General features: G+C 73.8%; 10 protein-coding genes. 3 read left to right on the top strand and 7 right to left on the bottom strand.

Going from position 1 to position 13,191, the window contains the following annotated elements; translation table 11 throughout:
• Positions 1-134: 134 nt before the first annotated feature.
• The 4 genes from ACWDBB_RS25510 to hrcA form a co-directional block, all read right to left on the bottom strand.
• A complete protein-coding gene (locus ACWDBB_RS25510) occupies positions 135-3,395 on the bottom strand; it encodes a S41 family peptidase (RefSeq protein ID WP_449791808.1) in 3,261 nt (1,086 codons plus the stop codon).
• 107 nt (positions 3,396-3,502) lie between these two features.
• Positions 3,503-4,252 (bottom strand): 16S rRNA (uracil(1498)-N(3))-methyltransferase, encoded by a 750-nt coding sequence (locus tag ACWDBB_RS25505; protein ID WP_449791807.1) that lies wholly within the window; start codon positions 4,250-4,252, stop codon positions 3,503-3,505.
• Between the two features lie 79 nt (positions 4,253-4,331).
• Positions 4,332-5,471, bottom strand: a complete 1,140-nt coding sequence (gene dnaJ, locus ACWDBB_RS25500) for a molecular chaperone DnaJ (protein WP_387748296.1) — start codon at positions 5,469-5,471, stop codon at positions 4,332-4,334.
• Between the two features lie 75 nt (positions 5,472-5,546).
• The gene (gene hrcA / locus ACWDBB_RS25495; protein WP_449791806.1) at positions 5,547-6,581 is read right to left on the bottom strand and encodes a heat-inducible transcriptional repressor HrcA; all 1,035 of its coding nucleotides are present in this window, start codon (positions 6,579-6,581) and stop codon (positions 5,547-5,549) included.
• A gap of 284 nt (positions 6,582-6,865) precedes the next feature.
• Between hrcA and htpX the strand changes: the two genes are divergently transcribed.
• The 3 genes from htpX to ACWDBB_RS25480 all read left to right on the top strand — a co-directional run bounded on the left by htpX (position 6,866) and on the right by ACWDBB_RS25480 (position 9,344).
• Positions 6,866-7,786, top strand: a complete 921-nt coding sequence (htpX, locus tag ACWDBB_RS25490; RefSeq protein WP_449791805.1) for a zinc metalloprotease HtpX — start codon at positions 6,866-6,868, stop codon at positions 7,784-7,786.
• 115 nt (positions 7,787-7,901) lie between these two features.
• Complete coding sequence (pspAB, locus tag ACWDBB_RS25485; RefSeq protein ID WP_449791804.1) at positions 7,902-8,486, top strand: PspA-associated protein PspAB; 585 nt, start codon at positions 7,902-7,904, stop codon at positions 8,484-8,486.
• Positions 8,487-8,510: 24 nt separating this feature from the next.
• Entirely contained in the window at positions 8,511-9,344 is an 834-nt protein-coding gene (locus ACWDBB_RS25480) for a DUF3097 domain-containing protein (protein ID WP_392920165.1), read from the top strand.
• Here the strand turns inward: ACWDBB_RS25480 and ACWDBB_RS25475 are convergent.
• The 3 genes from ACWDBB_RS25475 to ACWDBB_RS25465 are packed head-to-tail and all read right to left on the bottom strand — an operon-like array spanning position 9,335 to position 13,143.
• Positions 9,335-9,892: a Uma2 family endonuclease gene (locus tag ACWDBB_RS25475; protein ID WP_449791803.1), complete on the bottom strand. Its 558-nt coding sequence runs from the start codon at positions 9,890-9,892 to the stop codon at positions 9,335-9,337. The genes ACWDBB_RS25480 and ACWDBB_RS25475 overlap by 10 nt on opposite strands.
• Positions 9,893-9,932: 40 nt before the next feature.
• Positions 9,933-11,162 (bottom strand): radical SAM family heme chaperone HemW, encoded by a 1,230-nt coding sequence (gene hemW / locus ACWDBB_RS25470; protein ID WP_449791802.1) that lies wholly within the window; start codon positions 11,160-11,162, stop codon positions 9,933-9,935.
• 58 nt (positions 11,163-11,220) lie between these two features.
• Complete coding sequence (locus ACWDBB_RS25465; RefSeq protein WP_449791801.1) at positions 11,221-13,143, bottom strand: AMP-dependent synthetase/ligase; 1,923 nt, start codon at positions 13,141-13,143, stop codon at positions 11,221-11,223.
• Between the last annotated feature and the right edge of the window lie 48 nt (positions 13,144-13,191).

Here is a 13,191-nt window from a genome sequence, read left to right as displayed (position 1 = left end):
AAACACCCCCCCACCCCCCCCCCCCCCCCACCCCCCCCCAACCCACCCCCCCCCCCCCCACCCCGTTGGGTGACGGCCCCCCCCCCCCCCCCCCACTCCGGCTTCCCGCTACGAAGCCCCGCCACCGAGCCCCGCTACGCCCAGGGCAGCGGCGGCGCCGTGCGGGCCGGGGTCTCGGCGAGCCCCGCCAGCGCGAGCCGGACGCCCTCGGCCAGCTGGGGGTCCTCGCCGGCCGCCCAGTGGTGCGGGGCGAACGGCACCTCGACGTCCGGGTCGACGCCGTGGTTCTCCAGGCCCCAGCCGTAGTTCTCCATCCAGAGCGCGTACTTGGGCTGGGTGACCAGGGTGCCGTCGACCAGCCGGTAGCGGCTGTCGATGCCGATCACCCCGCCCCAGGTGCGGGTGCCGACCACCGGGCCGATCCCGAGCGCCTGGACGGCGGCGTTGACCACGTCGCCGTCCGAACCGGTGAACTCGTCGGCGAGCGCGACCACCGGGCCGCGCGGGGCGTCCGCCGGGTAGGGCACCGGGTGGTCGGTGTCCCGGATGACGTCCCAGCCGATGATCCGGCGGGCCAGCTTCTCGATCACCAGCTGCGAGGTGTGGCCGCCCCGGTTCCCCCGGACGTCGACGACCAGGCCCTCCCTGGCCATCTCGCTGCGCAGGTCGCGGTGCAGCTGGGCCCAGCCGGCCGTCTGCATGTCGGGGATGTGCAGGTAGCCCAGCCGCCCGCCGGACAGCTCGCGCACCGCGGCCCGCCGCCCGGCCACCCAGTCGTGGTAGCGCAGCGCCTCCTCGTCAGCGAGCGGGACGACCACCGGGTGGCGCCGGTCGGTGCCGTCCTTCCCGGCCACGGTCAGCTCGACCGGCTGCCCGGCGGTGCCGGCCAGCAGCGGCGCCGGCCCGGTGACCGGGTCCACCGGGCGGCCGTTGACGGCGAGCACCGCGTCGCCCGGGCGGATCGCCGCGCCGGGCGCGGCCAGCGGCGATCGGGCCCTGGGGTCGGAGGACTCCCCGGGCAGGATCCGGGCGATCCGCCACTGCTCGCCGTCCCGGACCAGGTCGGCGCCGAGCAGGCCCTGGCGCCGGGCGGGCTCGGTGTACCGGCCGTACGGCATCACGTAGGCGTGCGAGGTGCCGAGTTCGCCGTGCACCTCCCAGAGCAGGTCGACCAGTTCGTCGTGCGAGCCGATCCGCTCGACCAGCGGCCGGTAGCGCTCCAGCACCCCGGCCCAGTCCACGCCGGAGAGGTCGGGGCGCCAGAAGTTGTCCCGCATCAGTCGGCCGTTCTCGGCGTACATCTGCCGCCACTCGGCGGCCGGGTCGACGGTCACCCGCAGCCGGGCGAGGTCGACGGCGGTCTCCTCGTCGTCGCCGCCCTTGTGGTCGGCCGGGACGACCCGCAGTTCGCCCTCGTCCAGCACGGCCACCCGGGTGCCGTCCGCGCTGACCGCGAAGTCGTCCACGCCGTGCACCAGCTGCTCGACCCGGCGCTTGCGCAGGTCGAAGCGCTCCAGCACCGGGCGCGGCCGGTCGTCGTCCAACGAGGCGGCCTCGTCGCCGAGTTCGCCCATCAGCGGGGCCCTGGTCCAGAGCACGCCGTCCTTGGCGGCGGCCAGCTCCTCGAAGCGGCCGCCCTCGACCGGGAAGGGGACGATCCGGTCGGCGATGCCGTCCAGGTCCACCCTGGTCACCGGCGCGGCACCGGCCGCCGCCTCGCCGTCCGCCTTCCCGGCCTTCGGCTCGTCCTCCTCCCCGCCGAGCGGGCGCCCGGCCCGCCGCGGGCCGAACGGGGAGGGGGTGTCGGCGGCCAGCGTGACGAGGTAGGGGCGGCAGCCGTTCGGGAACGACAGGTCGAAGACGTGGGCGTCGTAGACCGGGTCGAAGTTGCGCACCGACAGGAAGGCCAGGTAGCGGCCGTCCGCGGTGAAGGAGGGCGAGGTGTCCACGAAGCGCGGCTGGGTGACCTCGCCGACGGTCCGGGTGGCCAGGTCGGCCAGCACGATCTGGCGCAGCGAGTGCGGGCCCATCCCGCGCACCGGGCGCGACCAGGCCAGCCAGGCCGAGTCCGGGCTGAAGGCGGGCCCGCCGGGCTCGCCGTCGGCGCTGCGATCCAGCTCGTGCACGGCGCCGTCGGCCAGCGAGACCAGCAGCACCCGGCCGTCGTGCACGCCGAGCGCGGCCCGCTTGCCGTCCGGGGAGACCGTCAGCGAGTTGACCCGGCCGAGCCGCCCCGCGGCCAGCCGGCGGCGCTCGGTGCCGTGCAGGTCGGGGGCGAACTCCAGGGCGTCCTCGCCCTCGGCGTCGGTCACCCACAGCACGCCCTGGGCGCCGTCCTCGCCGGGCACCACCCGGGCCAGGCGCCCGCGCACGCCGGGGGTCTCGTCCAGCACCCGGGCCGGGCCCTCGCGGTGGGTCAGCCAGTGCACGCTGCCGCGCACCACCACGGCGCTGCCCCGGCCGGTGCGGTCGGGGGCGACGGAGTCCAGCCAGTGCGCGGCGGGCACCGGGCGGGGGCGGCGCCCGGCCCGCGGACCGGCGAGGCGGACGTCCAGCCGGCGCGGCTCGGCGCCCGCCAGGTCGTCCAGCAGCCAGAGGTCGCCGGCCCGGTGGAAGACCACCCGGGTGCCGTCGGTGGTGGCGCCCCGGGCGTAGAAGCCGTCCGGGTCGGTGGTGTGGCGGCGCAGGTCGGTGCCGTCCGGGCGGCTGGACCACAGCTCGCCGACGCCCTCGTGGTCGGACAGGAAGGCGATCCTGCCGTCGCGCCCGTCCTGCCCGGCCACCCACAGCGGCGAGTCCAGCTGCCCGTCCAGCTCCGCGTGGACGCGGGCGAACTCGTCCCGGCCGAGCCACAGCTTGCCGGCCCGCCCGCCCCGGTACCGCTTCCACCAGGCCGGGTCGCGGCCGTTGACGCTGTTCAGCAGCACCCGGTCACCGCCCGGCTCGAAGGCGAGGGCGCCGACCGGCCCGTACGGCAGCCGCTGCGGCTCGCCGCCGTCCAGCGGCACGGCGTGCGCCCAGGTGCGGCGGAAGCTCGACTCGCCGGCGGCGGTGGCGGCGATCGGGCGGCCGTCGGCCGTCCAGCCCAGCACCCGGGTCTGGTGACTGCCCCAGTGGGTGAGCCGGCGCGACGGGCCGCCGTCCACCGGCACCACGTGCACCTCGGGGGCGCCGTCCCGGGTGGTGGTGAAGGCGAGGTGACGCCCGTCCGGGGAGAACCGCGGGTGGTGGACCGGCAGGTGGTCCGCCGTCAGCCGCCAGGCCCGGCCGCCTTCCAGCGGGGCGAGCCAGAGGTCGTCCTCGGCGACGAAGGCGACCAGGTCGCCGTGCAGGTGGGGATGGCGCAGGTAGGCGCCCGCCGAGCTGTTCGGGGAGGTGCTCAGGGAGTCCGTCACCCGGCCAGCCTAGGCAGCCGCGCGTACGGTCCGCGCCGTTTTCCGCAGACTCCCGGCGCCGCCCGCGGACGGCCGTCACACGGCCGCGACCAGGGCGCCGGGGCGCGCTACGACCAGCGGCCGGTGCGCCCCAGCAGCAGTGCGCCGGCGGCGACCCCGGCGGTGGAGGTGCGCAGCACCGAGGGGCCCAGCCGGTACGGCTTGGCGCCGGCCTCGGCGAAGGCGGCCAGCTCCTCCGGGGAGACCCCGCCCTCCGGGCCGACCACCAGCACGATGTCCCCGGCCTCCGGCAGACCGGCGTGCGCCAGCGGCTCGGCGCCCTCCTCGTGCAGCACGGCGGCGAACGCGGCCCCCAGCAGCACCGGCGCCAGCTGCCGGGTGGTCATCACGTCCCGGACCTCGGGGAAGCGCAGCCGGCGGGACTGCTTGCCGGCCTCCCGGGCGGTGGCCCGCCACTTGGCGAGCGCCTTGGCGCCGCGCTCGCCCTTCCACTGGGTGATGCAGCGCGAGGCGGACCACGGGATCACCACGTCCACGCCGACCTCGGTCATCGTCTCCACGGCCAGCTCGCCGCGGTCGCCCTTGGGCAGCGCCTGGACGACCACGATCCGCGGCGCGGGCTCCGGCTCCCGTCGCACGGCGGCGACCGTCACGTCGATCCCGTCCTTGCCGAGCACCGTGTCGACCGTGCCGTCCACGCCGAGCCCCAGCCCGTCGGCCAGGGTCACCGCCTCGCCCGGCTCCAGCCGCTTGACCGCGGCCGCGTGCCGCCCCTCCGGGCCGTCCAGGCGCACCACGGCCCCGGGCGCGGCGGCGGCGATCCGCTCGGTCTCGACGAAGAAGACGGGCGCGGTCATGACGGAAAACCTCCAGAAGTGGGACGGACACACGGAAGGGGTGCCGGGGGCCGAGCCCCCGGCACCCCTCCGCGGACGACTACCGGCCGTTGAAGGCGTCCTTCAGCCGGGAGAAGAGGCCCTGCTGGCCCGGTGCGAACTGGCCGGACGGGCGCTCCTCGCCGCGCAGCACCGCGAGGCGGCGCAGCAGCTCCTCCTGCTCGGCGTCGAGCTTGCTGGGCGTCTTCACCTCGACGTGCACTATCAGGTCGCCCCGGCCGCCGCCGCGCAGGTGGGTGATGCCCCGGCCGTGCAGCGGGATCGACTGCCCGGACTGGGTGCCGGGTCGGATGTCGACCTCCTCCAGGCCGTCCAGGGTCTGCAGCGGCACCTGGGTGCCGAGCGCGGCCGCCGTCATCGGGATGGTGACGGTGCAGTGCAGGTCGTCCCCGCGCCGCTGGAAGATGTTGTGGGTGGTCTCGGCGATCTCGACGTACAGGTCGCCGGCCGGGCCGCCGCCGGGGCCGACCTCGCCCTCGCCGGCCAGCTGGATCCGGGTGCCGTTGTCGACACCGGCCGGGATCTTGACGGTCAGGGTGCGGCGGGCCCGCACGCGGCCGTCGCCGGCGCACTCCGGGCACGGGGTCGGCACGACGGTGCCGAAGCCCTGGCACTGCGGGCAGGGGCGGGAGGTCATGACCTGGCCCAGGAAGGACCGGGTGACCTGGGAGACCTCGCCCTTGCCGCGGCACATGTCACAGGTCTGCGCCGAGGTGCCGGGGGCCGCGCCCTCGCCGCTGCAGGTGGTGCAGGTGACGGCGGTGTCGACCTGGAGTTCCTTGGTGGTGCCGAAGGCGGCCTCCTCCAGGGTGATCTCCAGCCGGATCATGGCGTCCTGGCCGCGGCGGGTGCGCGAGCGCGGGCCGCGCTGGCCGGCCGCGGCGCCGAAGAAGGCGTCCATGATGTCGGAGAAGCCGAAGCCCGCCGCGCCGGCCCCGAAGCCGCCCGCACCGCCGCCGCCCGGGGACAGCGGGTCCCCGCCGAGGTCGTAGACCTGACGCTTCTGCGGGTCGGAGAGCACCTCGTAGGCGGCGTTGATCTCCTTGAACCGCTCCTGCGTCTTCGGGTCCGGGTTGACGTCCGGGTGCAGTTCGCGTGCCAGGCGCCGGAACGCCTTCTTGATCTCGTCCTGCCCCGCATCCCGTCGGACGCCGAGTACCGCGTAGTAGTCCGTGGCCACCAAATGCTCCGCTTGTTCCGCCTGTAGTAGTGCTGCGACTGGACGCCGCCGTCGGAGGCCCGACGGCGACCCTTGCTAGGACTCGGCCAGGATCTGGCCCACGTACCGCGCCACCGCTCGCACCGCCCCCATTGTGCCCGGGTAGTCCATCCGGGTCGGACCGATCACACCCAGTTTCGCCACGCTCTCGTCGCCCGAACCGTAGCCGACCGAAACGACCGAGGTGGAATTCAGCCCCTCGTAGGCGATCTCCCGCCCGATCCGGACCGTCATCCCGGCGTCCGCGGTCTCACCCAGGAGACGGAGCAGGACGACCTGCTCCTCCAGGGCCTCCAGCACCGGCTGGATGGTGAGCGGGAAGTCGTGCCCGAAGCGGGTCAGGTTGGCCGTGCCGGCCAGCATGATCCGCTCCTCGTTCTGCTCGGCGAGCGTCTCGAACAGCGTCGCCAGGACCGTGCTGACGGTCGGCCGGTCGGCCTGCTCGAACTGCGCCGGCAGCTCCTCCAGCAGCCCCGGGACCTCCGGGAGGCGCCGGCCGGCGGCTCTCGCGTTGATCCGGGCCCGCAGGTCCGCCAGCACCGTCTCGCCGACCGGGCCCGGGCAGTCGACCATCCGCTGCTCGACCCGGCCGGTGTTGGTGATCAGCACCAGCATCACCTTGGCCGGGGCCAGCGCCACCAGCTCGATGTGCCGGACGGTGGAGCGCGTCAGCGACGGGTACTGCACCACCGCGACCTGCCGGGTGAGCTGGGCGAGCAGCCGCACGGTGCGGGCGACCACGTCGTCCAGGTCCACCGCGCCGTCCAGGAAGTGCCGGATGGCCCGGCGCTCGGGGGCGGTCATCGGCTTGATCTCGGCGAGCTTGTCGACGAAGAGGCGGTACCCCTTGTCGGTGGGGATGCGGCCGGCGCTGGTGTGCGGCTGGTGGATGTAGCCGTCCTCCTCCAGCGCCGCCATGTCGTTGCGGACGGTCGCCGGGGAGACCCCGAGGTTGTGCCGCTCCACCAGGGCCTTGGAGCCGACCGGCTCCTCGGTGCCCACGTAGTCCTGCACGATCGCGCGGAGCACCGCGAGCTTGCGTTCGTCCAGCTGGCGGACCTCACCGGCCATGGGGCACGCACCTCCGTCCTCGCACGTCGTCCGACCGTGTCCCTCGCTGCGGGCCGTTCCGGGGCCCTCGGCCTTGGCACTCTGAACGTACGAGTGCCAGAACCGTACCTGCCAGTGTACGGCCCGGGTCCTGTGGCAGGAACGGCCCGACCGGGGTGATCCTGCCCGCAGTTCCGGACACGGCCCGCGGGGCCCCGCCGGTTCGATCCTCCCGGCGCCGCAGTGGTGCCGGGAAGCCGTCCGGGTGGCAGCATCGAAAGCGACGGCGAACGGAGGAGCAAGCGATGTCGAGCTCGGGCCAGCACACCCGTTTCGCGCCCGACCGCGGCCTGACCAGCCGCATGGTCGCGACGATGTTCGTGATCGGGCTGCTGTACGTCGGTTTCACCGGCCTGCTGATCGCGCTGCTGCGCGGCGCCTGGCCACTGATCGTCCTGATCTCCGGCGGGCTGTTCGTGGCCCAGTTCTGGTTCAGCGACAAGATCACCGAGCGGGCGATGGGCGCCCGCCAGGTGTCCCCGGAACAGTTCCCCCAGCTGCACGGCACGGTCGACCGGCTCTGCGCCCTCGCCGACATGCCCAAACCCCGGGTGGCGGTCGCCGACAGCGACATGCCGAACGCCTTCGCCACCGGCCGCAACCCGCAGAACGCGGTGGTCTGCGTGACCACCGGGCTGCTGCGCCGGCTGGAGCCGGAGGAGCTGGAGGGCGTCCTCGCCCACGAGCTGTCGCACGTCGCCCACCGGGACGTCGCGGTGATGACGATCGCCGGCTTCCTCGGCGTCCTCGCCGGGGCGATGACCCGGATCGCCGTGTACGGCGGGTTCATGGGCGGCGGGCGCAACAACAACGACCAGAACGCGGCCGTCCTGGCGCTGATCATCCCGCTGGTGTCGATCGTCGTCTACGCGATCAGCTTCCTGCTCACCCGGCTGCTGTCCCGCTACCGCGAGCTGGCCGCGGACCGGGCCGCAGCGCAGCTCACCGGCCGGCCCAGCGCCCTGGCCTCGGCGCTCACCAAGGTGACCGGGCAGATCGCGGCCATCCCCAGCAAGGACCTGCGCCAGGCGCAGCCGTACAACGCCTTCTACTTCGCCCCCGCGCTGAGCGCCCGGGAGACCGCCTCGCAGCTGTTCTCCACCCACCCGACGCTGGAGAAGCGGCTGGAGCAGCTGGCGAGGATCTCCGGGCAGCTCGGACACTGAGCCCGACCCGACCCACCGATTCCGTCCCGACCCGTCCCAGCCGATTCCGACCCGACCCGACTCAGCCGATTCCGTCCCGACCCGTCCCAGTCCGTTCCGTCCCGAAAGGACCGCCGTGGGATTCCTGGACACCCTGTTCGGCCGCACCAAACCCGTCAAGCCCGACCTCGACCAGCTGTTCGGCGTGCCGTCCGCCGCGCTCACCCTGGAGGCCGGGGCCGGGTTCACCCCCACCGGGCTCGGCTCGGTCTGCTTCGCCGCCGTCGAGGGCGCGGCCTTCGTCCAGGTCGAGCAGCAGGTCAGGGCGCTGCTGGACGCCGACACCGAGCGCGGCGGCGTCCCGGTGGAGGCCTCCAAGGACGGCTACGGCTACACCTGGCTGCTCGCCCGCCACCGGCCCGAGGAACTGCCGGAGCTGGTGAACGACCTGCACGCGGTCAACAGCGAGCTGGAGGCGAACGGCTTCGGGCCGCAGCTGCTCTGCTCGCTGGTGGCCTTCCGCAACCCCGAGGGGCAGTCGCTGGCCCTGGTCTACCTGTACAAACGGGGAACGTTCTACCCCTTCGCCCCGATGCCCGGCGGCGGGGAGCGGCGCAACAGCCCGCTGGAGCTGCAGGTCAACGCGATGCTGGGGAACGACCTGCGGCTGGAGAAGGACCTCAGCCGCTGGTTCCCGGTCTGGGGCGCGCCGGGCCTGTGACGGTCCGTCCGTAGACTCGCGACCATGCGCAGCCGCCAGTACGGACCCGACCTGACCCCGCCGTGGAAGAAGCAGCAGCCCGCCCCGGAGGTGCCCGCCGAGCGGGACCTGGTGGTCGAGGAGGCGGCGAGCGGCTTCTGCGGGGCGGTGGTGCGCTGCGAGAAGACCGCGGAGGGGTTCACCGTCACCCTGGAGGACCGGTTCGGCAAGCACCGGGTGTTCCCGCTGGTGCCGCGCGGCTTCCTGCTGGAGGGCAGGGTCGTCACCCTGGTCCGCCCGGCCGGCCCGGCGGCGCCCCGCACCCCGGCCCGTACCGCCTCCGGCTCGATCGCCGTCCCGAACGCCCGCGCCCGGGTCGCCCGCGAGTCCCGGATCTACGTCGAGGGCCGGCACGACGCCGAGCTGGTCGAGCGGGTCTGGGGCGACGACCTGCGGATCGAGGGCGTGGTCGTCGAGTACCTGCGCGGCATCGACGACCTGCCCGCGATCGTCGCCGACTTCGCCCCCGGCCCGGAACGGCGCCTCGGCGTCCTGGTCGACCACCTGCTCCCCGGCACCAAGGAGCACCGCATCGCCGCCCAGGTCACCGGCGCCTCGGTGCTGGTCGTCGGCCACCCCTACATCGACATCTGGCAGGCCGTTAAGCCCGCCAGCGTCGGCATCCCCGCCTGGCCCGCCGTCCCGAGGGGCGAGGACTGGAAGGAGGGCACCTGCCGCCGCCTCGGCTGGCCGGTGGACACCCCGGCGGCCTGGAAGCACATCCTGTCGAAGGTGAACAGCTACAAGGACCTGGAGCCCGAACTCCTGGGCCGGGTGGAGGAGTTGATCGACTTCACGGCCCTGCCGGGTCAGGAGTAGGTCTTGAACTCCGAGGTGTCGAGTGTGATGCCCGGCAGGTCCAGCGGAATGGGTTCGCCGAACTTGGTCGTCCGCTCCACCGTGTAGTCCGGGAGTCCGGAGGCGCTCGCCAGGGTCGGCTCGGTCAGGAGCACACAGACGGCCTTGATCGGGTCGACGACCAGGTACACCGGAATCGCGCCCTCCGCGTACAACTCCCGCTTGGTCCGGTAGTCGCGCAGGACGCTGGTCTTGGAGACGACCTCGACCACCAACGTGAGAAGGGGCGCGGGAACCAAACGGCCGGGCCCCTCGAAGGCGTCCCGCTCGAACACGACGAGATCCGGCTGGGGCTCGCTCGTCAGCCCGGGAAGGTCGATGTCCTGCGTGGTCAAGCGGTGCCACCGCGACCGGGGAAGCTGGTCGCGGATGGCTTCGACAATGATGTTGTGGACCAGATCCGGCCCGGCCATCAGCACGATTTCCCCCCTGATGAGCTCGGCTTTGAAGCCTTCGGGGACCTCCAGGTTCTCGAAGATCCCCGTCACCCGGTCATCGATGGCGGTCATGGCGCGCTCCCTCCGACGGCTGACACCACGTTAACGACACTCAGTCCACCAGGTCACGTACCACCGCGTCGGCCAGGAGGCGGCCCCGGAGGGTGAGGGCGGCGCGGCCCCGCTCGTAGGGGCCGGGGGCGAGGAGGCCGTCGGCGAGGTGGCGGGCGGCCCACTCGCGGCCGGTGGCGGTGAGCAGGTCGAGGGGGACGCCCTCGACGAGGCGCAGTTCGAGCAGGACGCGCTCGACGCGGCGGTCCTCGTCGGCCAGCAGCTCGCGGGCCTGGGCGGGGGTGCGCTGCTCGGCGAGGGCCCGGGCGTAGGCGGCGGGGTGCTTGGCGTTCCACCAGCGGACGCCGCCGACGTGGCTGTGGGCGCCGGGGCCGGCGCCCCACCAGTCGGCGCCGGTCCAGTAGAGCTCGTTGTGGCGGCAGCGGCCCTCGGGGGTGGTGGCCCAGTTGGAGACCTCGTACCAGGAGTAGCCGGCGGCGCTCAGCGCCTCCTCGGCGATCAGGTAGCGGTCGGCGTGCACGTCGTCGTCGATCATCGGCAGTTCGCCGCGCTTGACCCGGGCGGCGAGCCGGGTGCCCTCCTCGACGATCAGCGAGTACGCGGAGACGTGGTCGGGCCCGGCGCCGATGGCGGCGTCCAGGGAGGCCCGCCAGTCGTCGTCGGACTCGCCCGGGGTGCCGTAGATCAGGTCGAGGTTGACGTGCTCGAAGCCGGCCGCGCGGGCCTCGGCCACGCACGCCTCGGGGCGGCCCGGGGTGTGGTGGCGGTCCAGCAGTTTCAGCACGTGCGGGCGGGCGCTCTGCATGCCGAAGGAGAGCCGGTTGTAGCCGCCCTCGCGCAGTTCGGCCAGGTACGCCGGGTCCACCGACTCCGGGTTGGCCTCGGTGGTGATCTCGGCGTCCTCGGCGAGGCCGAACTCGTCGCGGATCGCGGCGAGCATCCTCACCAGGTCGCGGGCGGGCAGCAGGGTCGGGGTGCCACCGCCGAGGAAGACCGTCCGCACCGGGAGGTCCGTGTCCCCCAGCACCTTCCGGGCCAGGCGGATCTCGGCGACCACGTTGTCCGCGTAGGTGTCCTGCGAGGCGACCGCCCCGGAGGAGCGCAGCTCGGTGGCGGTGTACGTGTTGAAGTCGCAGTAGCCGCAGCGGCTGGCGCAGTACGGCACGTGCAGGTAGAAGCCGAACGGCCGCGAGCCCAGCCCGTCGAGGGCGTGCGCGGGCAGGGAACCGTCGGACGGCACCGGTTCGCCGTCGGGGAGTGCGGAGGGCATGAGCCCATTGTCCCGTACGGCCCGACCGAACCGGCGGGCCGTACGGGAGCTGGGGTGCTCAGGCCTCGTTGGCGCCCGCGTACATCGCGGCCACCGCGTCCGCGTAGGTCCGCTCGACCACCGGGCGCTTGATCTTCAGGCTCGGGGTGAGCTCGCCGTGCTCGATGTCGAGGTCGCGCGGCAGCAGGTGGAACTTCTTGATCGTCTGCCAGCGCTGGAGGTCGCCGTTGACCCGCTTGACGAAGCCCTCGATCAGCTGGTGCACGGCCGGCTCGACGGCCAGCTCGGCGTAGGACCTGCCGGCCAGGCCGTGCTCGGCGGCCCACGGCAGCAGGACCGCCTCGTCCAGGCCGATCAGCGCGGTGCAGTAGTTGCGACCGTTGCCGATCACCAGGATGTTGCTGACGAACGGGCAGACCGCCTTGAACTTGCCCTCGACCTCGCTGGGCGCCACGTACTTGCCGCCGGAGGTCTTGAACAGGTCCTTCTTGCGGTCCGTGATCCGCAGGAAGCCGTCCGGGGTGAGCTCGCCGATGTCCTCGGTGTGGAACCAGCCGTCCGGCTCCAGCACCTCGGCGGTCTTCTCCGGCAGGTTGTGGTAGCCGCGCATGACGCCCGGGCCGCGCAGCAGGATCTCGCCGTCCTCGGCGATCCGCACCTCGGTGCCGGGCAGCGGGCGGCCCACCGTGCCGATCCGCACGTCCTCCGCGCGGTTGACGCAGGAGCCGGCGCTGGTCTCGCTCAGGCCGTAGCCCTCCAGGATCGGCACCCCGGCGCCGAGGAAGAAGTAGCCGATCTCCGGGGCGAGCGCGGCGCTGCCGGAGACCGCGCCGCGCAGCCGGCCGCCGAAGGCCGCCCGGATCTTCGCGTACACCAGCTTGTCGGCCAGCGCGTGCTGCGCCCGCAGGCCCAGCGGGGCGGAGTCGGTCCCGGTGGCGACCCGGTTCTCCTGCACCACCCGGGCGTGCTCGCGGGCGACCTTGGCCGCCCACATGAAGATCTTGTACTTGGCGCCGCCCTCGGCCCTGGCCTTGCCCGCGATGCCGTTGTAGACCTTCTCGAAGATGCGCGGCGCCGAGGCCATGACGGTCGGCCGGATCGCCGGCAGGTTGTGGATGATCCGGTCCACCCGGCCGTCCACCGCCATCACGTGCCCGGTGGCGATCTGCCCGGAGATCAGCGTCTTGCCGAACACGTGCGACAGCGGCAGCCACATGAACTGCACGTCGTCGGGGCCCAGCAGCCCGCTGGCCTCCTGCGCCCGGCCCTCGTACGCCCAGCAGTCGTGCACCAGGCGCACGCCCTTGGGGCGGCCGGTGGTGCCGGAGGTGTAGATCAGGGTGGCCAGCTGCTCCTTGTCGAGCCCTTCGACGGCCTTCTCCACCGCGCCCGGGTGCTCGGCCAGGTACCGGGTGCCGCGCTCCTCCAGCTCGGCGAGGGTGATCAGGTCGAGGCCGGCGGTCTCGGGGGCTTCGGCGGGCGCGTCGAAGAGGATCACGGTGCGCAGCTCGGGCAGCCGGTCGATCTGCCCGACGGCCTTGGCCAGCTGGGCCGCGTTCTCGGCGAACAGCGCCCGGGAGCCGGAGTCGGAGAGGATGAACGCGGTCTCGTCCGCGTTGGTGCTCGGGTAGACGGTGGTGATCGCGGCGCCCGCGCACATGGCGCCCAGGTCGGCGACGATCCACTCGAGCCTCGTCGAGGAGGCCAGCGCCACCCGGTCCTCGGGCCGGATGCCGAGCGCCATCAGGCCGGCGGCCACCGCCTTCACCCGGGTCGCCGTCTGGGCCCAGGTGAGCGAGCGCCACTGCTCGGCGCCGGGCGCGCCGTCGGCGGCCTGCTCGTCCACGGGCGAGGGGTAGCGGTAGGCCTCGGCGTTCGGGGTCAGGGCGACCCGCTCCAGGAACAGGTGGGCGACGGAGGCGGGACGCCCGGCGACGAGGTCGGGCCTGCCGGAGCCGATCAGGGACTGCGCGGAACTCAACGAGGACCTCCGGTGGCGGGTGGCCGTGTGAGGGATTGTCGCGGCGTC

Source organism: Kitasatospora sp. NPDC001095 (assembly GCF_053598615.1).
The sequence above is the reverse complement of the archived record's forward strand: the minus strand, read 5'-3'. Positions and strand labels throughout refer to the sequence as shown.

What these genes read in the sequence shown, in the direction of transcription:
- ACWDBB_RS25505 (WP_449791807.1), bottom strand. Translation starts at nt 4,252, where the DNA reads ATGACCGCGCCCGTCTTCTTCGTCGAGACCGAGCGGATCGCCGCCGCC.
- hrcA (WP_449791806.1), bottom strand. Translation starts at nt 6,581, where the DNA reads ATGGCCGGTGAGGTCCGCCAGCTGGACGAACGCAAGCTCGCGGTGCTC.
- htpX (WP_449791805.1), top strand. Translation starts at nt 6,866, where the DNA reads ATGTCGAGCTCGGGCCAGCACACCCGTTTCGCGCCCGACCGCGGCCTG.
- ACWDBB_RS25480 (WP_392920165.1), top strand. Translation starts at nt 8,511, where the DNA reads ATGCGCAGCCGCCAGTACGGACCCGACCTGACCCCGCCGTGGAAGAAG.
- ACWDBB_RS25475 (WP_449791803.1), bottom strand. Translation starts at nt 9,892, where the DNA reads ATGACCGCCATCGATGACCGGGTGACGGGGATCTTCGAGAACCTGGAG.
- hemW (WP_449791802.1), bottom strand. Translation starts at nt 11,162, where the DNA reads ATGCCCTCCGCACTCCCCGACGGCGAACCGGTGCCGTCCGACGGTTCC.